This window comes from Acetivibrio sp. MSJd-27 (assembly GCF_018918095.1).
GTDB lineage: Bacteria > Bacillota > Clostridia > UMGS1840 > HGM11507 > HGM11507.
In genome coordinates this window covers 17,491-37,779 of sequence record NZ_JAHLPV010000027.1, presented here as the reverse complement: position 1 = coordinate 37,779, position 20,289 = coordinate 17,491, and the positions used below count along the sequence as shown (strand labels likewise).

General features: G+C 47.1%; 10 protein-coding genes. 8 read left to right on the top strand and 2 right to left on the bottom strand.

Annotation, left to right across the window (positions count from 1 at the left end):
• Positions 1-218: 218 nt before the first annotated feature.
• A complete protein-coding gene (locus tag KQI32_RS09425) occupies positions 219-2,828 on the bottom strand; it encodes an S-layer homology domain-containing protein (RefSeq protein WP_216424818.1) in 2,610 nt (869 codons plus the stop codon).
• Positions 2,829-3,487: 659 nt separating this feature from the next.
• On the opposite strand from KQI32_RS09425, the gene rny reads away from it, so the two are divergent.
• Positions 3,488-4,972, top strand: a complete 1,485-nt coding sequence (rny, locus tag KQI32_RS09420) for a ribonuclease Y (RefSeq protein ID WP_253291145.1) — start codon at positions 3,488-3,490, stop codon at positions 4,970-4,972.
• A gap of 356 nt (positions 4,973-5,328) precedes the next feature.
• The gene (locus tag KQI32_RS09415) at positions 5,329-6,117 is read left to right on the top strand and encodes a TIGR00282 family metallophosphoesterase (RefSeq protein WP_177691222.1); all 789 of its coding nucleotides are present in this window, start codon (positions 5,329-5,331) and stop codon (positions 6,115-6,117) included.
• Positions 6,118-6,337: 220 nt separating this feature from the next.
• Here the strand turns inward: KQI32_RS09415 and KQI32_RS09410 are convergent, their stop codons facing one another.
• Positions 6,338-7,216, bottom strand: coding sequence for a helix-turn-helix domain-containing protein (locus KQI32_RS09410; protein ID WP_216424817.1), 879 nt, complete (start codon positions 7,214-7,216; stop codon positions 6,338-6,340).
• 230 nt (positions 7,217-7,446) lie between these two features.
• On the opposite strand from KQI32_RS09410, the gene KQI32_RS09405 reads away from it, so the two are divergent.
• The 6 genes from KQI32_RS09405 to KQI32_RS09380 all read left to right on the top strand — a co-directional run bounded on the left by KQI32_RS09405 (position 7,447) and on the right by KQI32_RS09380 (position 20,225).
• Positions 7,447-8,697, top strand: a complete 1,251-nt coding sequence (locus tag KQI32_RS09405; protein WP_177691224.1) for an FAD-dependent oxidoreductase — start codon at positions 7,447-7,449, stop codon at positions 8,695-8,697.
• 16 nt (positions 8,698-8,713) lie between these two features.
• On the top strand, positions 8,714-11,971 hold the full coding sequence (locus KQI32_RS09400; protein WP_216424816.1) for a copper amine oxidase N-terminal domain-containing protein: 3,258 nt from the start codon (positions 8,714-8,716) through the stop codon (positions 11,969-11,971).
• Positions 11,972-11,990: 19 nt separating this feature from the next.
• Positions 11,991-14,957 carry an S-layer homology domain-containing protein gene (locus KQI32_RS09395; RefSeq protein ID WP_216424815.1) on the top strand — a complete coding sequence of 989 codons (2,967 nt, stop codon included), beginning with the start codon at positions 11,991-11,993 and terminating at the stop codon, positions 14,955-14,957.
• An 11-nt stretch (positions 14,958-14,968) separates the two neighbouring features.
• The gene (locus KQI32_RS09390) at positions 14,969-18,145 is read left to right on the top strand and encodes an S-layer homology domain-containing protein (RefSeq protein WP_216424814.1); all 3,177 of its coding nucleotides are present in this window, start codon (positions 14,969-14,971) and stop codon (positions 18,143-18,145) included.
• A gap of 85 nt (positions 18,146-18,230) precedes the next feature.
• Entirely contained in the window at positions 18,231-19,292 is a 1,062-nt protein-coding gene (locus KQI32_RS09385) for a Gfo/Idh/MocA family protein (protein WP_216424813.1), read from the top strand.
• 60 nt (positions 19,293-19,352) lie between these two features.
• Entirely contained in the window at positions 19,353-20,225 is an 873-nt protein-coding gene (locus KQI32_RS09380; RefSeq protein WP_177689606.1) for a sugar phosphate isomerase/epimerase, read from the top strand.
• Positions 20,226-20,289 lie beyond the last annotated feature (64 nt).

Here is a 20,289-nt window from a genome sequence, read left to right as displayed (position 1 = left end):
GCTGGCCATGTGGAAGTGGCGGGATGGGAACCATGGCACGCTGCATCGGATACTCATGTTTTTATTCCCAATAGACACAAAAACGCGTGGATTCGCTTGATGGAATCCATGCGTTTTTCGACAGGCTGAAACCACCGGCTGAAAAAAGCCGGTGGTTTTTATCTATTGATTGGAGTGAGGTAAAATGGAAAGCTGCATTTTGGTATTCTTCGAGGTTCTTATTTTACGATAAATACTTCTTTTACAACGTCTTTGTAGATTCTCACAAAGACTCTGCTCGGGTTGGATTCATCGTATTTCTGGATATCTCCTGCTGTTTTGATGGAAACGTTGGAGGATGTTTTTGTGGAGTCATAGCTGTAAACAACAACGTTTTCCAGAGCATAGTTTTCGATATCAGATTCTCCGACGGTCACGTTCATGGAAGACGGGAATTTCTTCGCTACTTTACCGTAGACAATCTGCATATCCTCACTGATGGTTTTTGTAAATTCAGTATCCTTTGCAGAGACATCGAACAGAACCGAGATTTTTTCAATCTTGCCGTCACTGTTGGTTCTGAACTGGATAACGTCACCCTGCTGCAGCGCTTTCTGGCTGCCGGTTTCACCTTTTACAAGCAGGCCCAGCTCTTTTGTGTCAAAGGTTGCCATCTTGTTGTCGTATGCAACATAAAGCCGTTCGATCTCTTCGCCGTTATCGTCTCTCGCCTTGGTGATTTTGTTTACGACAGCAATCGGAGATTCCAGATTCGTTTTTCCGTCGGAATTGGTCACCAGAACGATTTTTGCGGTCAGATCCTCTTCCAGGTCGAATACTTCGATGTTGTATTTGCCGTCATTTTCAAACATGTTGTAATCTCTGACTGCGAATTCATCTTCCTCAGCGCCTGCTGGAATATCAAATACCAGTGTATCGCTGTTTAAGTTGAATCTGCCCAGTTTATTGGAATTGGATTTGTAGACAACATCGTTGCCTGCAAAGTTCTTTGTGAAGTTGTATTTGTCGATAACCAGCTTGCTTTCGCCGGATTTGTCAGCCGCTGTTTTCAGAGCATTTACCTTATTTGCAGAGTTCACTTCATACGTGATAACCTGCGCTTTTACTTTTCCACCAGAAGTCAGGGCGGTCAGAACATCCTTCGCTTCGGTGTTGTTTTTGCCGTTGAATTTTACTTTATCGTTCAGCTCAACGATTTTCATTTCACCTTTGGAGTTCATCAATTTCAGCTCTACCACGCTGTCGAGGCCTGTTTTCAGGTTGCCTGCAACCAGGTAAGCATAATCTGTGCCGACGGAAGCAGTCTGGTCAGCCGCCGCGATTCTTCCCAGCGCGTCCAGATAGAAGGTGCCTTCGTCCTGCAGCTTGATATCTGCAGTGTAGTTGTCAGCCTTCTGGTAGGATTTTTCACCGATTTTATATCGGTCATCTTCGATTTCCGTTACTTTGCCGGTTACTTTTTCTCTAGAGACCTGAACGATAATCAGGCTTTTGTCTTCGGATATGGTGTAGGACAGTACATCCCACTCTTTCAAATCTTCGAATTCGATCTGGCCGCCGTCTGCGTCTTTGATTTCAAATTTGTAGTTGCTGTCGTCGGGATCCAGTGTCAGAGGCGTATTGCCGTATTTGTCAATCACCTTGAAGCTGGATGCTACGGTTTCCTCTACAACCAGGTTTGTTACCTCGTTTACGAATACGATGTCGTATCTGTCATCGCCGTTTGTTTCCAACAGTTTCACGTTTCCGGCGATTTCTTCACCGTCCGGGAACATTTTATTGTGGTCGTAATCAACGTACACACCGTTGTAGATCATAACCGCATTATCGGCGATTCTTGCCTTGGAGGGGCTTTTATCGTTGTCTTTATCTTTCCAGTATTCGACTTGTCTCTCTTCCACTTTGTGCATGTTAGACCCGACAATGTTAATTGTTTTATTTCTGGATTTTTCCGGTCTTACCAGCAGGATTTCTTTGTCCAGACCGTCGTCGTTATCTTTTGCATAGTAAGTTACCATATAACCCAGGTAATTTTTCGCATTGGAATTGCCTGCTTTGAAGAATTTGTCGCTGTCAATTTTGATCTGATCATCGTTCAAAGCGGTGTTCCCGGAAATGGAAGTATATTCATTTGCTGTAATCTGGCCGCTGCCTTTTTCTACTTTCAGCTTGTTAGCCAGGATGGTTTTGTCGGTTACTTCGTATTTTGCATCGGAACCGAAACCAGTCTGCTCCATCAGATTGATGGTTAATGCATTGTATGCCAAGTTGGCAACGATACCTCTGATAACCGCTTCGGAACCTGCACCCGCGGCGTTTTTATTGAGGCCGTTTTCCGTGGCTACGATTAAGAAACCGTTGGGATAACCGCCTTTGGAGTTTGCAGCGGGCTCATATCCCAGTGCTCTTACTAAGATAGTGATTGCATCCTGGTAAGAGATATTTGCTTCCGGCGCAAAGGAGCCGTCACCGTTACCGATGATTAATTTCTGGCTGGTCGCTACATTGATGTAGCCGTTTGCCCAATGGTCGGTTGATACATCAGTAAAGTTAGACTGACCTTTGGATGCTTCCGCAACATCGTCCAGACCTAACACGGATACAGATACTCTTGCGAATTCTGCTCTGGTGATGGTATCTTCGGGACGGAACGCGCCGGTTTCCGCGTCGCCGACCATGATGCCCAAAGCACCCAGAACGTACGCTGCTTCCTCATAATTGGTGCCAGCAACATCCGGGGAGATGGTGAAAGCGCCTGTCGGAAGCACAAATGCGAATAACATGACAAATGTTACTGCAAATGCGGTAAGTTTTTTGAGTTTTGACATGAAAAATTCCTCCTTTAGAATTTTAGGTGTGACAGAAAACAAATTTTGTTTTCTTTGATTTCCCCATTTGGAAATGTAGTTTACATAACGCGAATCTTTTTTGTTCCTGATTTTCGGAATGGATACTAAAAATATTTGTAATTCGTGATGTATCTGAATTTGTTTTTCTCAAATGCGATTTAGTGTTATGTCAACCACGTTGCCTATTGTAAAACATCCTGCTCACTTTTGCAATACTAAAAACTTGGTATGCCTGGAAAACTCAGGCAAGCATGAAAGGCAGCACTTTTACCTGTTTTCAGTAATAGGATTTCGAGGGAAGGGGGGCCTCTCGTTCTGTCTGATTGGACGCTTGGGATTTTGGAAAGTTGCAGGAAATACATTACAATTATATTTCTTTTCCGTTACTTTTCCTTTTGTGATGGCTGATGCAAAGGAGGTTCAAAAAATAATTTTGTTGTAAATGGTGATTATCCTTGACACTGTATAAAAAAAATATTAGAATATAAGAGCAGGTAAAGTGCATAAATTTAATGATTTTCTCTTTAATCGCATAAAAAAAGAAAAAGAAACTGGAGGTGGTATACATAGATACCCAGACAATTATTATTATCGTTGCGGCGGTTCTACTGGTTTTAGCGGCGGTTGCAGCCTTTTTTATGGGCGTTTCCTACCGGAAAAAGGTGGCGGAAAACGCGATTGGAAGCGCGGAGGAAGAGGCAAAAAAAATTATCAACGACGCTTTGAAATCATGTGAAAGCAAGAAGAAAGAAATGCTGCTGGAAGCAAAAGATGAAATCCATAAGAATCGTGTGGAATTCGATAAAGAAATCAAAGAGCGCAGAAACGAGACGCAGCGCACGGAAAGACGATTGCTGCAAAAAGAAGAAAACCTTGATAAAAAGTTGGACAACTTAGAAAAGAGAGAAGAGAATTTAAAGGACAAGAATAAAAAACTGGAAGAGAAAGAAGCTCATGTGGAAGAAATCCAGAAAAGACAGTTGGAAGTGCTGGAAAAGCTCTCCGGTTTGACCGCTGAGGAAGCGAAGGAATACCTGCTGAAAAATATTGAGGACAAAGTTCGTGTGGAAGCGGCTGTCCGTATCAAAGAAATTGAAGAACAGACCAAGGAAGTGGCGGATGAAAAAGCCAGAAATCTGATCACCCAGTCCATTCAGAGATGTGCGGCGGATCATGTTGCAGAGGCAACTGTGTCGGTTGTAAATCTCCCGAACGATGAGATGAAAGGAAGAATTATCGGACGGGAAGGACGAAATATTCGAACCTTGGAAACACTGACGGGGATTGATCTTATCATTGACGATACTCCTGAAGCTGTCATTTTATCCTCCTTCGACCCCATTCGGCGGGAAGTTGCGAGGGTGGCTTTGGAAAAGCTGATTTCCGACGGTCGGATTCATCCGGCGAGAATTGAGGAGATGGTGGAAAAGGCCAAAAAGGAAGTGGACATCACCATCAAAAAAGAAGGCGAAGCGGCTGCATTTGAAGTCGGTGTGCATGGTCTGCACCCCGAACTTATCAAGCTTTTGGGAAGACTGCGTTTCCGTACCAGTTACGGGCAGAATGTGCTCCGCCATTCGGTTGAGGTGGCGCAGATTGCCAGCATTATGGCTTCTGAGCTGGGACTAGACAGCGTGCTTGCCAAACGTGCAGGATTGCTTCATGACATCGGAAAAGCCGCCAGCCATGAGGTGGAAGGCTCCCATGTCACCATCGGTGCGGATTTTGCGAAGAAATACAATGAAGACAAGCTGATCATCAATGCGATCATGGCGCATCACGGCGATGTGGAGCCAACCTCCACAATTGCCTGTCTGGTACAAGCTGCGGATGCAATTTCTGCTGCAAGACCCGGCGCAAGGCGTGAAAACATTGAAACCTATATCAAACGTCTGGAGAAATTGGAAGAGATCTCAACCTCCTTCAAGGGTGTTGAAAAAACCTATGCCATTCAGGCGGGCCGTGAAATTCGGGTTATGGTAAAACCGGATGACGTCAACGACCAATCTATGATTGTCATCGCCAGAGAGATTGCACAGAAGATAGAGAATGAGCTGGAATATCCCGGTCAGATCAAAGTCAGTGTTGTGCGCGAGACCAGAGCGGTGGAATACGCGAAGTAAGAATAAAAAAGAAAAAATATCCCTGTCTCTTTGTGACGGGGATATTTTTATGTTGTCTTAATTTGATTTGAATTTCTAATACGTTTTTTCAAAAAACATATGGTATGTATAAAAGATTGAAATTCAGAACATGTATCACATACAACTTCATTGTTAATGCTATATCTTTGTTGGTGTCAGAAATCAATGAAAGAAAGCAGGCGGCGGGTATATTTTATCTGCTTGCCGAGGCTCAAACTTTTAAGGTGGCTTTTGTCTTGCAAAAGCGTTTTTATATTGTTATAATAAAAAGACGAGTCGGATTCGTGTTTAAATGATATTTCCGATATTAGAAGCGGCGATAGATAGGAGAAAGCATGTATTATATTTTAGTAATCGGCGACATTGTAGGAAAAACAGGGCGAAATGTTCTGTTTTCTCACCTTCCAGAATTGCAGAAGGAATTTGACATAAATTTTACCATTGTGAATGGAGAAAATGCGGTGACCCGCAACGGCATCACCGAAAAGTATGCGTATCAGATGCTGGAAGCAGGGGCAGATGTTATCACACTGGGAAATCATGCCTTTGACAAGAGTGACATTTTCCCCATGCTGGAAAAGGGAGACCGGATTATCCGTCCTTTGAATTATCCGCCGGACCGGCCGGGAGACGGTGTTTATCTTACGGAGAAAGACGGCATGCGGATAGCAGTTATCAACCTGATCGGCAAGGTGTATCTGGACGAGAAAAATTCCTGCCCTTTTGTCACTGGGAAAAAGGCCGTGGAAAACGTGAAAGACCGGGCCGACATCATTGTTGTGGATTTTCATGCTGAGGCTACCAGCGAAAAACAAGCGTTGGGATATTATCTGGATGGAGAGGCTACCGCAGTGTATGGAACCCACACCCATGTTCAGACAAACGATGACAGGATTCTGCCGGGTGGAACCGCTTATCTGACCGATGTGGGGATGACCGGACCGGTGGAATCGGTCATCGGATTGAAAAAAGAGATTGCCATCCCTCGTTTTCTGGGAGAGCGAACCAAAACCTTTGAGTGGGCCGAGGGCGAAGCTATGATAAACGGGATTGTGTATGGAATAGACGAGAGCGATTTTAAAGTCCGGGAAATGACCAAAATCAACCGGAGATACAACGGATAAGGGAAGCGGGCGTGTTTGAAAAAAGTCCTTCCGATTGTTTCGGAAGGGCAATCGGCGATGGATCGAACTTTAAAGCGTTTGTTTTCTGAAATGCCATAATGGCATTTGTTTGGATGATAGGAAATATAGAAACAGCGGGAAAGAGTCAACTTTTTCGCTGTTTTTTTCGCATTAGAATTAGAAAATATAAAATGGTGTCAAAACGTTTGAAAGGCAGAGGTCAGAATAAATTGCCGGGAATCTGCGCATCGGGCTCATTGCGGTATTCCAAAGGGGTCATACCGGTAACCTTCTTGAAGGTTCGGTTAAAATAACTAATATTTTCATAGCCTACCGACAGGGCGATCTCTATCATCTTCTTGTCTGTGGTCTTCAGCAGAATACAAGCTTTTTGAATCCGCACCTGGTTCAGGTATTCCGCAAAGGAGAGGCCGGTATGCTTTTTGAAAATACGGCCGATATATTTGTCATTAAAGCGGTATGCCGAGGTCAGATCGGACAGGACTAGACTGTGGTTATAGTAGGAGGCAATATGGTTTTTTAAATCCTCCACAATCCAATGGGAATCCACTGTGAGAGAAACATGGTATTTTTCGAAAAGCATAATGATATACTCTTTGATGATTCTGCCCATTTGAATATAGAGATTCAAATCCGGACAGGGCTGAAGTCCGGACAGAGCGTAGACTGCCTCCATCTCCGGACAGCCGCACTTTTTTGCGGATTGCAAGAGTTCATGCGCTGTCACAGCTTTGTCGGTATAAAAATTACCGATATAAATAATACACATCACTCTTCCATTATAAATGACCGGCTGTACAATTTCTGTCAGCCCGTTGATGCATTGACCGACCAGCATTTTTTTCTTGGAATAGACTTTGTGATTTACATAGGAACGGCAGCGCATGCAGCGCCCAAGTCCCCTTTTTGTACGCTTCATCAGATTGCAGATCTCGGACAAGTGCATGGTATTTTGCCGTTTTAAGCTCATCACATCATTATTTAGAATATTGGACATGTCATAGACGCAGATGTGAAGCTTCGAGTTTGCCGTCAGCACATTGATTAAGGCCTGCAGCTGGCTTTCCTTCTTCTCCATTGCATTTTCTCCTGACTCAAATATACCTTTTGTATGTATCTTATCATAGAATGTATCTTTTGTGCAAGGTTTTATTCTTGCTTGTTCAAGAAAAAATCGCAGTAAGTTGCTATAATGATGTCATACGAACATTATTATAGGATTCTTCCAAGGATTTGACTCCCTAATGCTTGAGAGATTTGCACAAGTCCCTTGACAGGTTCCTATCATAAAGCAAAAGGAGGGGCAGTATGAACTATGATTTGATTGTGGCCGGCGGAGGCATATCCGGTGTCAATGCGGCCATCGCTGCGGCAAGAGAAAAAAGAAAGGTTTTAGTGATAGAATGCAGCGGGTTTCTGGGAGGTTCTGCGGTCAATTGCCTAGTCAATCCGTTTATGCGGTATTGGTCAAAGAATGAGAGCGGGCAGAACACAGCGGTAAACGGAGGCCTGTTTCTGCAGATTTTAGACCGGCTGGAGGAAAAAGGAGGCCTTCTTGAAAATAAAGTCACCTTTAATGAGGAGATCCTGAAAATTGTTCTGGATGAGCTGACGGAAGAATATCACATTGATGTGCTGTTTCACAGCTATCTTGTCGGTGTCGGTACGGAAAATGAGCGTATCACCGAGATTCGCGTTGCCAACAAATCGGGAGTCGAGACCTATCGGGCAGACTATTTTATTGACGCGACAGGAGACGGAGATTTGGCATATCTGGCTGGATGCCCTTACCATGTTGGGCGGAAAGAGGATGAGTGCTGCCAACCGATGACTATGTGCTTTCGTCTTTCTAACGTGGACGTTGAGACATTCCATAAAAATCGTGAAAAAATCCTTGCGCTGTATCAGCAATACCAAAGAGAAGGAAAAATAACAAATCCAAGGGAAAACATTCTTACCTTCGAACATATCGAAAAGGGCGTCGTACACTTTAACTCCACCCGGATTGTTCGGAAAAATCCCTTAAACGCCAGAGAACTGAGCGCGGCAGAACAGGAAGCGCGGAAGCAGGTTTTTGAGCTGTACAGCTTTTTAAAAAAACATGCGGACGGTTTTCAAAACAGCAATCTTATCATGTCCGCACCGCAGATTGGCGTGCGGGAAAGCCGTATGATTGAAGGAATGTACGAAATCACGGCGGAGGATATTATGCAGTGCAGGAAATTTGAGGATTCGGTTTCCAGAGGGGCTTACGGAATTGATATTCATAACCCGGACGGAAGCGGAACGGTTCAATACCATATAGACGATCATGACTTTTATACCATTCCCTACCGGGCGATGGTGAACCGCTTATATTCCAATTTTCTGGTGACAGGCAGATGCATCTCTTCTACTCATGAGGCCCAATCCGCTTACCGGATTATCCCGATCTGCAGCAATCTCGGTGAGGCGGCTGGTATGGCGGTCAGTCTGGCTTTGCAGGAGCAGCTCAAAGTGGGAGAAATAGACATAAATCGGTTACACCGCCTGATGGATAACTATCACTGTCTTTATTAAAAAAAGGAGGAAGAAAATGAAAAAAATCGTGGCTTTCTTTCTGACAGCATTGACTTTGCTTCAATGGATTCCATTCGCGGCACAGGCCAAGGATCCTGTGTGCCATTATTACGATGACTTCACAACGGCGTATGAACAGCAGGACACCAAGGTGAAAAGTCTGAGTCATACGTTTCCGGCAGGCTCTGCAAATGTGGAGCGCTATACCGACGAGAACGGGAAAGGCTATATGCGGCTGCTTCCCAACGGAAGCGCCGGATCCCAACTGAGCGTCTGGCTGAAGGACGTACCCGGCAAACCAAAGATGGTTGTAGAGTACAAAATGAAAGCTTTTCTGGACAGCGGAAGCTCCTATGTATCCTGGAGCCCTTCTAACGGGGAGCCAACCTGCCATATTCAGAGAGGGGAAAACAACGGCTTTTACAACAAGGCAAACGATCAGAAACTGGCGACCTTTACCATGGAGGATCGGAAAAACTGGCATACTATTACCATTGTGTATGACAACGCGTCGCCCAACCGGACCATATACCTGAACGGCGAGGAAAAGGGAACCTTCGAAGGCAACAATTATTATCAGACCGGTGATTTGCGCTTTAACATCGTGGCAGTGATGAACGCCACCAGCTATGTGGATTTTGATTATATCAAAATTTATGAGTATACCGACGGTTTCCAGCCGATCAGCAAGGATTCTTTCCAACCGACCTTCACGGAGAATGTTCCCGCCCAGGAGGAGCCTACCGCTCCCAGAGGGGGAACCGCAGTGGAGAAAGTTGGGCCTTCGTTTGGCAACAAGGAGGATCTGGGAATCGGCGTCAAAACGGCAAAGACGACTTACAGCGCTTACGGATACGACAAAAACGGAAATCCGGAGCTGTATTTCGGCGTTCAGGGTTGTACCTTTTATGCGATCAATGCCCTGACCGGGAAGGTGAACTTCAGCCAGCGGATTGATTCTATGACGCTGGTCAACGGTCTGGACGTGGCGCCGGACGGGAAGGTTTATTTTGTCGGCAATCCCAAAGGAGCCTTGATGTGCTATGATCCCAAGCAGGAAAAGATCACAGAATGCCCCAATTTTACACCAGTGAAGGACGCATATACCCTTCGTGTATCGAACGACAATAAGGTGTATATCAGCAGTTTCTCTAAGGGCGGCGGCTATGTCAGCGAATACGACGTCAACAAAGCCGCATACCGGAATCTCGGTGTCATGAAATCCGAAGCCCAATACAATCAGGGCATGACGGTTACAGATAAGTATGTGTATGTTGGAACCGGCGTCAACGCGGATATTCAGGCTATCATCCGCTATGACCGGCAGACCGGGCAAAAGCAGGAGATCAAAAGTCAGTTGGGCGGAAGCACCATCTATATGCTTTCGGTGGTGGATGGAAAACTTTTCGCGATGCAGTGGGGAACATTGATGGTGTTTGACGAGGAGACGCTGGAACTTCTGGATACCATAAAGTGTACCGGAAAACAGTATGTCATGTCCAAGCCTTCTCCTTATGACAGCGATTTGATTTATTACACAAAGGACGTTGATATTTACAGTTATCGGATTTCCACCAAAGAAAATGAGAAGATTTGTACGATCGATGCGCCGGTGGATCGCCCGCTGATTGGGCTGTACTGGGTTAAAATGCCGGACGGATCCCATCGCCTGGCGATGAATTCCGATTTTGTGGAAAACGTATATCTGTTAAATCCGCAGGATAAAACCGTTGAGACTGTTCCGGTGACCGGACTGGAGCCGGACGGCCCCACCATCCAGAGAATGCAGTGTGCGGATGACGGAATGCTCTATATTGGCGGGTATCAGTACGGCATCAGCGGCTACGACACCAACAAGGGAGAATTCACCTTTAATATTCAGAACTTCCATCAGCCGGAAGGCTTTGTGATGATGAACGGCAAAGCTTACTACGGAACCTACACCGGGGCGGTGATATACCGCTATGATCCCGCACAGCCCATCGACTATAAGAGGGATCTCTCCACGGAGGGTAACCCCTGCATGGTGGCGGACATTGGGGAGATGCAGGATCGCCCCTTCGTCATGGAAACAGCTTGGGAGAACACCATCTTGATCGGCAGTATCCCCGATTACGGTGAGTTAGGCGGTGCCATCACAGTCTATCATGAGGACGAAAACGGCAAACCGGATTTCAAAACCTATCGGAATCTGTTTCCCAACCACGCGATCGGCGGACTTGCCTACAAGGACGGAAAAATCTATGTCGGAACGACGATAAGCGGCGGGATCGGCATCGATCCCGTTGAAAGTCAGGCAAAATTTGCTGTGATTGACGCGAAGACGATGGCGATCGAAAAGGAAACCATTTTGAATATCCCCGGTATAGGAACCTCAACTGCCATCATCGGACAGATGTCCTTCGGTCCGGACGGCCTTCTGTGGGCCTGCTCGGATAAACAGGGAACCGTTTTCGGTATTGATACGGAAACACTGGAGGTCAAGAAGAGTATTTCCACCACCGAAAGTGATATGCCTGCAACCAGAAGAGGAAATTATATCCGGTGGGGTGCGGACGGTACGATGTATACGAACGCAGGTTATGTATTGTCCGCGGTTGATATTTACAACAACACCTATAAAAACCTTGCGAAAAACTGTACCCACGTGGCGGTGGATCCGTCGGGCAATGTGTACTATGACGATAAAACCCACATTATCAAGCTGGAGGTCAGCCAGTGGGAAAGGCTGCAGAGTCTGATAGCCAGAGCGGAGCGGGATAAGCCGAGCGATCCCGGAGCGCAGCAGGCGCTCAGCGCGGCAAAGGCAGTCAAACAAACGGATTCGTCAGAAGCCATCAAAGGGGCGGCACAGAAGCTGGCAGGCTATCTGGACACCGCAGTCAAGACGGATGTACCGCCGGTAAGCAGTGGCATTTCGGTGAAAATTGACGGGGAAGAGGTCGGCTTTGATGACACTTACGGAAAACCCTTCCTGTATGAGGACAGCCGGGTGATGCTTCCCTTCCGGAAACTATTTGAACGGTTCGGGTGGACAGTGAACTGGGATGACGCACTTCAGACCATCACGGCATACGGCCCGGAGGGCGATGACATGAAAATGACCATCGGCAGCAATACTTACGAGTGCAACGGAGTCAAAACAGAATTCGATGTTTCTCCTCTGCTGAAAGAGGATCGCACATACATTCCGGTGAGAGTGATCGCGGAGTCTATGGGATATGTTGTGGGCTGGGAGGATGCTTCCCAAACTGTCACCATCACCACAAAATAAAGAGGAAGGGGAATGAACAATGAAAGGGAAGAGAATACTTTGCGCGGCACTTGCATGGCTTCTTTGCCTTCCGTTTTTTCCGGCAGAGCCGGTAGAAGCGGAAAACCCTGATTTTCAAACCTATTTTTACGACGATTTTGTCACCGGCTATCAGCCGGGCGACACGGCGATAATCGGATATGAAAACACGGTCGGAAAGCTTACCAGAGTAGAGGACGGCGACAACGCCTATATGCAGCTTGTCAATGTCAATAAGAACCTTTCGGGCGCTGATTTCAGAAAAGATCTGACCCCCTATATTGAGGGGAAACCGAAGCTGGTTCTGGAGTTCCGGTATCAGCCAAATCTCAACAACAGTTCGTCCATTTACAAAGATGTCAAGGGAAGAACCGAAACCTTCTGTATCCAGCGTGCAGCGCCCCGCGGATACAAGGACAAGGAGAATGGCACAGTCCTTGAGGATTTGCTCCTTCCCTATTACCTGACGGAATGGCATACTGTCACCATCGTGTACGACAACGAGAAGGAAGAGAGGACTATTTTTATTGACGGTGTCACCAACCATAACAAGTACCCGAACATACAAGGAAACAGCTACGCAAATACAGGAAAATTTGTATGGAGCGGCTATACGGCTAATAAAATTGACGGATGGTTCAATATCGATTACGCGGCACTGTATGAGTATCAGGATCAATTTGATTTTGTGGTGGAGAATGCGCAGAACACGGAAACCGATCGGATCAATGTTCTGTTCAATTTTCCGGTGAAGGCCGGCACGGAAGTGACGGCGGACAACTTTTCCATAGACGGAAACAGGGTATCGGCTGTTGAGCGGGATCCCATCAATCCGAGAAAATATACGCTGACCTTTGAAACGCCGCTGAAAAACAGCGCGGCGTACACCCTTCAGGCGGCAGGCGTCACCGATATTGACGACAGGCAGTTAAATTCCGCCAAGACCTTCCGCACCAAGGAACAGGCGCTCTATCTGGAAGGACTGGAACTGGAGAATTTTACGCTGGGCACCTCCGGTACTTATAAAATCAAAGCAAATGCTGTTAATGAGACGGCGAGTGACATCCAAGCGTTCGTTTTCGTGACGGCATACGACGAGAAAAATGCTGTATCCGCGCTGGATATCGCAACACTTTCCATCCCAGCGGGAGCGAACGGACCGGTTGAGACAACCGTTGCCCTGGACGGGGAAAAGGTGAAACAGAAATGCACACTGTTTGCCGTGCAGTCGCTGGAGAGCCTTTCCCCCATCTCGGGAAAAACGAGCTATGATAGTAGCGGTATGAAGCAGGGCAGTCTGAATCGGGACTGCGGTGTCTATGAAGGGAATATCGCCTTAAGCTATGCCACGGACTATGAGAAGCAGGTTGTCACCCCTCAGATCCGCATTTCCGACACTGCTTCGCGGGATGGAGTATTCGCCGTTCTGCGGCAGGAGGGGGCAGTGACAAAGGAAAATCTGGCTTTCGTGGACTTGTTCAGCACGGAAAACGGGGAAGCCTCCCTGCCAGTCACTCTGACGGAAACCAGCACCTTTTACGGGATAGCATCCCTCTTCAAATCGGAACAAACGGCGAAAAAAGATTTTGAATTTTTTGACACTGGCTACATAGAAAAAGCGCTGCCCGCACTGAACGCGGCGGCGGACAAAGCCGGCATCGGGCAGTTTTTTGAGGATTACGGCAAGGCATGCAATCTTGATTTGGAGCCTTATGAAGCGCTTTCCCATGAGGGCAGGGATTATATCTTAAACGCGGTGCTGGAAACGAAAAAAGAGCTGGACGGAAGCTATGCTTCCATCGACGCTTTTCAGGAGAAGCTTGCCGGATTGTACCGGCTCGCCGCATTCTATTATCAGGGGGCCGGCATGGCGCAAACGGCAGACAATCTTCCGGCTGATGATGCGGTGAAAAACCTGTATCAGGAGGAACTGTCTGAAGAGACGGTCACCGCCGCGGAAACAGCGCTGCGGAAAAAGGAATGCTTTACAGAGGAAAGCTTTTTGAAGGCGCTGCACCAAGCGGTTGTTCTCACCGGAGTGGAGAAGGCGGAACACTATAAGCAGACGAGGAAAATTATCACCGACTGCAGAGAACTGATCGGTATAAGCGACGCAGTCTTTGCAAAATACAACGGACTCAGGCAGAAGGAGAAGGTGGATCAGAAGCTGACCGGTGTGTCCTTCGGAAGCTTTGAACAGCTGAGCCAGGCATTCTCCGATGAGACGGACAATCAGAAGAAAAAGGAGCAAAACACCGGCGGCGGTAATTCTGGAACAGGAGGATCCGGATCGGGAGGAACAGCTTCAAGGCCGTCCGGAAACAATGGACAGACCACATGGATTCCCAATGTGCCCGATAAGGATACGGAAGATCCCATTAAAAAGCCGGAAGAACCGACGGTTACCCCAACCCCCGTGCCAGGCGGAGAATATCCTTTCAGCGATATGGGCAATACCCGCTGGGCGAGAAGCGCCGTGCGCTATCTGCACATCAAAAAAGCAGTACAGGGAAAAGAAGAAGGCAAATTTGCACCGGAGGATACGGTGACGAGAGCCGAGTTTGTGACCATGGCGGTCAAGGCGTTTGAACTGTCCAAAGGCACGGACGGCGCTAATCCTTTCAAGGATGTGGAGGAGGACGTATGGTATCATGACAGCGTTCTGTCCGCTTATCAGGCGGGGATTGTCAGCGGAGTGGAAAGCGATATCTTTTCTCCGGATCAAAATATTACAAGAGAAATGTCTGCTGTTATTCTCTACAAGCTCGCCGGCAACAAAACCTTTGGGGAAACAAGGAAGGGGTTCACTGATGGCGGGAGTATTTCTCCCTATGCCGTGGAAGCGGTGGGCAAGCTGGCCGGAAAGGGTATTATCGGCGGATATGAGGACGGGTCCTTCCGTCCGAACGGATCTTTGACGAGAGCGGAGGCGGCCGTGCTGATATTCCGGCTGCTTACCGCGGTCTAGGAGGGAGAACAATGAAGAAATTGTGGAAAAAGATAAGCTGTTTCTGTCTGGCGGCAAGTATTTTGCTCTCGCTTTGTCCGGCGTTAAGAACGCCGGCTCTGGGGGCGGAGAATATACAATGGTTTTACTATCAGGATTTCAACGGGGAAAAAACAGATGAAAAATTCGGTTTGGATCATGTGTTTCCTGCGGATGGTTCTACTATACAGAAAATAGAGGAGAATGGAGTCGATTTTCTGCGGCTACTCCCCAATGACAAGGCTGGAACCCAAATCAGCAAATGGATCCCGCAGGTTCCGGGCAAACCGAAAATGGTGCTTCAATTCCGGGTGAAAGCTTTTCTGGACAGCGCCAGTTCTACCCTGTCCTGGAGCAAATCCAACGGGGATTTCCTGTGCTATTTTCAGAGAGGGGAGAACAACGGTATTTATGATAAACCCAACGGCACAAAGATGCTTCCTTTCGGCATTGCTGACCGGGAAACCTGGTATGATTTTTCCATCGTATACGACAATGCGAAACAGGAACGCACCATCTACATCAACGGGGAAGAGAAGGGGACCTTTGAGGGAAACAACTATGCGTCCGGCGGGGATTTCAAGTTTAATCTCAGCGCGGGGATGAACGCTACAAGCTATGTGGATGTGGACTATATCAAAATTTTTTCATATACCGACGGCATGAATCCGGCAGATTCCTCCCTTTCGCCGGAGCCCAGCGGCGGGAATCAGGGACAGGAGACGGAGAACACTACTGCACAGGAAGAAAACTTTTTAAAAGCTTTTGGCTTCTATGACGGCAAGGAAGCGCAGACTGCTCCCATGACCAGAGGCGAGTTCGCCGGTATGCTTCTGAAATGTATGAACGCACCTGTTGCGGACTATAAGCAAACCTACTGGGATGTGCCGGCGGAACACCCCTATGCCAGGGAGATTAACACCCTTTACTATCTGGGTGTGATCTCCAGGGGAGGGGATGCTCTTTTCTGCCCGGACGATGAGATAACCCTGTTCGAAGTCTGCACTACCTTTATTAACGCGCTGGGATATTCGGACAGAGCGAAAGCTTACGGCGGTTATCCCTACGGATACTATCAGGCGGCCAGCGAACTGGGGCTGTTAAAGGGTGCAAAGGATGCGATTGTGTCCGGCTCTATTCCCAGAAAAGATATCTTTAAGATCAGTGTAAACTTTTTAAAGACACCTCCGATGATGATTTATTCCATCGGCGAAAACGGTTATCAGATAACCAACAATGATAAGACACTTCTGGAAATTTATCATCACATTTATATATACGAAGGGGTTGTCAACGCGGTTTCCCATACTTCTCTGGACAGTTCCGACGGTGTGGGCAGCGGATATTTCCAGGTGGAAAGCCGGACGCTGAAAGGCGAGAATATGGACGGCTTCCTGGGACAGAGGATCACGGCATACTGCGACGAGGATGACAATCTTTTCTATTATGAGATAGATGCCAAAAATAAAACCGAGGTCATCTATTATGATCAGGATGTGCGTTATCAGAACGGAACCCTGTTCTATACTGTTGACGGAAAGGACAGAAGCCAAAGCATCTCCAAGGATGTTTATCTGATATACAACGACAAAGCAGTCGAAAACTACAATCCCGATTTATACAATATTGATTACGGCTATATCCAGCTTATTGATAACAGCGGCGATTCCAGACCGGACGTGATGAAAATTTACCAGTTTGAAAACTATCAGGCAATCCGGTACGAGACGGAGACGGAAGCTATTCTTGTGGAGAATCATCCCGCGCTGAAGCTGGACGATGAGGTTGGAATTTTGGATCGAAACGGGCGCAGTGTATCTCCAACGCAAATTGCGCAGGGGAATATCCTGAGCGTCATGTACGATGAAAACGGGAAAATAGCAGGCGTTTTTTACTCGTCGGAAAAAGTTTCCGGAAAAATCGAGTCGATTTCACTGGCAGATAAGAATAGCAGTATCCTTCTGGATAATCAAAAAGAATACCGGCTGTGCCAAAACTTTTTGAACAATTATTCTTATGTGGAAACCGGAAGCGCCGGAACCTTCTATCTTGATATTTTGGGCAATGTGGAGGGTTATCGAGAGGGAATTGACACTTCGGATACTTATGGCTATTTTCTGGCAGGAAAACCGGAGGACACCTTCTCGGACGTGATCGACGTGAAACTTTTAAGCGAAAATAACAAGATGATGGTGGTTAAAAGCAAGGCGAAGCTGACTCTGGATGGGGTTCGCGTGTCTGCGCTGGATGCTTTGAAAAGTCTGTCCGTGAGAGGAAGCCAGATGATTCGCTACAGGCTGGATCGGGAGGGGTATCTTTCCAGCGTCGATACCATTGAAACCAACGATAAGGAATCGGAGAATAACCGATTGATTGAATTCTATGAAGGCAGCCAGGTGGAATACTATATTGATCCCAAATCCTTTGGCGGATATGTCTTTTTGGGCGGATCCTGCAAAGTATTCTGTATTCCCCCGGATGCGCAGAGTGCATCCGACGAGGACTTCGTGGTAGGAGACAGCAGTGTTCTGGTTAATGCGAAAAAATACGATTTCAAAGCCTATAAATCCGCAGAGGATGGAATCGGAGCCGAGATCATCCTGATCAATGACGCGGCGGAGGCCTCCTACAACAAATATGAGTATGTCAGCGTATTGCATAAGCTTATCACCGCGGTGGACAGCAGCGGAAATCTGGTGCAGAAGGTAACCTATTTCTACAAGGGAGTAGAAAAAGAGGGCTACGCCAAGAATATGGACATTTTCAAAGATAGGCATACCGGAGATGTTATGCTTTTGGCCTTTGACGCAAACCAGAAGATTATGGATTACAAGCTGCTGTACGATGCACAGAAAGATGTGCTGGTGAACAACGAGGGGAAGGAGAAACGCTATACCACTCACCGCAACAGCCTGGGGTATGTTTATTCCATGAAAGACGAGCTGTTTGAGATGGCCAGAAAGGATCCTGCCCTTTATCCGGAAGAAGAGCTGGAGCTGGAGATTCACCGCGTTACCAAGAATATTTATGTGTATGACTCCAAAAAGCAGAAGGTGTCTGTCGGAGGCGCGGGCGATTTGATCGACTATAAAAGCGGTGCGGTCAATTATACTAAGATATTTACCTTTGACACATACTGTGTGGATTACGATATTATGATCATCAAATAGAAAGCGGTTCGGAAATAAGGCACGAAATCCTTGATTTTGTGCCTTTTTCATGAATAAAACAACCAAAAACGGGAGGAGTTATAAAATGAAAAAATTTAAGATCGGAATCATCGGCGTGGGAAGCATCTCCAACTGTCACATCGACAGCTATCTGGGAAATGACCGGGCAGAGCTCTATGCCTTTTGTGATATTGATGAAGAACAGTTGAAAAAGCAGGGGGAAAAGTACCACGTTGAAAGGCTGTACACGGATCTGGAAGAATTTCTGAAGCTGGAGGAGATGGACGCCGTCAGCGTGTGTGTGTGGAATTCCAATCATGCCGCTTGCACCATCGCGGCGCTAAAGGCGGGAAAGCATGTGCTGTGTGAAAAACCTATGGCGGTGTCTGTCGAGGAGGCCGTCATGATGCGGCAGGCGGCTGAAACCTATCAAAAAACTTTGATGATTGGCTTTGTCAGACGGTTCGGCAGGGATTGCGCCATGCTGAAGGATTTGATTGCGAGCGATAATTTCGGCGAGATTTATTATGCAAAGGCCAGCTATCTGCGGAGAAACGGAAACCCCGGCGGGTGGTTCGGCGATAAGAAGCGATCGGGAGGGGGCCCGCTGATTGATTTGGGCGTTCACGTCATTGACCTGACACGCTATCTTCTGGGGAATCCGAAGCCTGTTTCGGTATACGGCATCACTTTCCGCAAGCTGTTAGACCGGAAACAGCTGAAGGATAAGAAGGCTTATGTCTCGGTGTCCTCCACGCCGGAGGATGTCTGCGATGTGGAGGATTTGGCGGCGGCTATGATACGGTTTGACAACGGAGCGGTTCTCTCGGTGGAGACCAGCTTCAGTCTGAATATCAAAAAGAATGTGGGCAAACTGGAACTCTTCGGGACAAAGGCAGGAGCGGTATTGGATCCGGAACTGGAGTTGTTCACCGAAACAAATGGATACCTGTCCAACGTCTCTTTTGACGCAAAGACATCTCTTGAATTAAAGGAAATGTTTCAGAATGAGATTGACCACTTTATATCCTGTATAGCAGGGGAGGCCGATTGCGTGACTCCCAAGGAGGACGGTGTGGATATGATGCGGATTCTGGAGGCGGTCTATGAGTCAGCGCGGACTGGTCATGAGGTTGTGCTGTCATAAATTTTGCCGGAAGAAAGGCAGTATTTTTGTGGCATCCGAAGAATAGAAAGGAGAAAACAGATGAAGATATCAGTGAGCACCTACAGCTTTTTTTCCCTCATGAAGCAGGAGGGACTCTCTCAGCTGGACTGCGTGAAGAGAGCCAAAGAGCTGGGATTTGATGGAATCGAGTTCTGCGGCTTGACTCCGCCGGAAGAAATGGAACCGGAGGAGTATGCCAGGAGGTTGAGAGAGAAATGCGAAGCTGAGAATATGGCGGTTACCAATTTTGTATTTCGCGCGGATTTTCTCAACGGACTGGATAACTCCGGAGAACGCAGGAAAGAGGTCGAGAGGGTCAAGAAAATGGTGGACATTGCCGGTTTGATCGGGGCTCCGAGAATACGCCATGATGTTCTGTACAGTCTAGGAGCGTATGTCTCTTTTGATCAGGCACTGCCGTTGATTGCCGATGGCATCCGGGAAGTTGCGGACTATGCTCGCGAGAAGGGCATCAGAACCATGGCAGAAAATCATGGGTTTATCTGCCAGGACAGCTTGCGGATGGAGAAGCTGTTTCATGCAGTGAATCACACAAATTTTGGTCTGCTCTGCGATATGGGGAATTTTCTCTGTGTTGACGAGGAGCCTGTGCAGGCAGTAAGCCTGGTTGCGCCCTACGCCGCCTTTGTTCATGCCAAGGATTTTTATATCCGTGACGGCAGCCGGCCTGATCCCGGCGAAGGATATTTTCAGACCAGGGGCTTCAATTACCTCAAGGGAACCATTATAGGTCATGGACAGGTTCCAGTAAAACAATGCCTTCAGATTTTGAAAAAAGCGGGATATCAAGAAGGAATTACTATTGAATACGAGGGCATGGAACCCGTGATGGAGGGGCTCCGCATTTCGCTTGCGAATCTTCGGAGATATTCCGAGGAAGCGGGGTTGTAAAAAGAAAGATTCTTTTCATACATTGAAAAAGGCGTCCATTTTGAAGAGGACGCCTTTTTTGTAG